Origin of the sequence: Mesorhizobium sp. M0317 (assembly GCF_040321555.1) — a bacterium.
In the GTDB taxonomy this organism is placed as follows: Bacteria; Pseudomonadota; Alphaproteobacteria; order Rhizobiales; family Rhizobiaceae; genus Mesorhizobium.
Genome location: NZ_JAMYRV010000105.1, coordinates 1 through 1,267, shown reverse-complemented (window position 1 = coordinate 1,267; position 1,267 = coordinate 1). Strand labels below are relative to the sequence as shown.

Sequence of the window (1,267 nt, the reverse complement as noted above, 5' to 3'; positions counted from 1 at the left end):
GCCGCCAGCGGCGCACCGCCCTCGTTCGTGAGGCGTATATAGTCGCCACCAACCAGAACTGTCAACAGTCATCGACGATGTTTTTTCGATTTCTCGTGGAGATATCCACGGGGCGGAAATTCGTGAGCTGGCTTGGCTGAAATTGTGAGTGGCGTTCCGCCGCGGTTCACTCTTCCAACAAGCCCCCACCCCTCGACGGCAGATGCGTACCATCGGCCTGAGAATCGCCTCCTGGCGAGTGTCGATCCCCACGCCAGTCTGAGCAGTGCTTCAGAGCCGGCCTTCCAGCAATTCCTGTTCCGGCCCGCGAAAAAGACACCCAGGATCACGACCCGTTCGGCATCGACTGCGAAAGCAATGCTGAGGGCACGCCGGTAGCCGATAACCCGCGGACCAGGCATGATCTCGACCCGCTCTGTGCCGCACTGTGGAAAAGTGGACACGCTCAGGAAATGGTCGCGATGCCGACAACGAAATTCCAAGCGATCGCCGGCGACGCACGGGTCGGCTATGTCGTCATAGAGCTGGTCGAGTTCAGTTTCCGCCTTGGGGTGGAAGACAATGCGGTACTCCATTGCCTATTTGGCTTTCGCCTGCTTCGCGTGATGACGCGCCTCGAGCCGCGAAAAAACTGTCTCGACAGGGATGCCCTTAGTTTAGCCGGATCCTGCCGGAGCTCGGTCAGGCGCGCCGGAACCTCCTCGCGCAGCCATCTTTCCCGCTCCGCCTCGAAATCCTCGAGCATACGCAGGCCGGCGCGAACAACCTCACTGGCATTGTTGTAGCGGCCTGATTCGAGCTGCTTCCTGGTAAAGCTCTCATAGTGGTCGTTCAGAGCGTAGTCGGGCACGGCAACCTCCTGGAAGATTATGGCGCCGATCAAAGCCCGGTAACAATAGATAGCAATGATTGGAAGCGCACGATCACGGTTCGTTTTCAAAGATCTGATGGCGAGAGAATGGTTCGTCGCCTGGTTTTGCAGGATCCAAAGCGTCCGGTCACCATCGCGCCGGCGCGTGGCGGTTGCCGCGCTGACAGAGCCGGGAGCCAACCGGCTTCGCGTGGGCAAAGGTGCCGAATACAAAAAGGCCTGCGAGCTGCGGGCGGTTGGGGGTCATGATTTGGCTTTTCTGTCCCACGGCGTCGGCTTCGCCTGCTTCCGACCCCTGGTGCAGGTTAAAATCGCCATCGAGCACGGTCCGAACGCAAAAAGCCCGCGTGAAGCGGGCTTTTTTTGTTGGTTGCGGGGACAGGATTTGAACCTGTG

The 1,267-nt window shown here is 59.3% G+C and carries 1 protein-coding gene and 1 pseudogene; both read right to left on the bottom strand.

The annotated features are described in order from the left end of the window. Positions 1 to 578: 578 nt before the first annotated feature. Positions 579 to 850, bottom strand: a pseudogene (locus NKI88_RS31705) (type II toxin-antitoxin system ParD family antitoxin). Between the two features lie 148 nt (positions 851 to 998). Further along, positions 999 to 1,267, bottom strand: a 269-nt coding sequence (locus tag NKI88_RS31700) for a hypothetical protein (RefSeq protein ID WP_352659335.1), incomplete at its 5' end; no start/stop codon positions are given.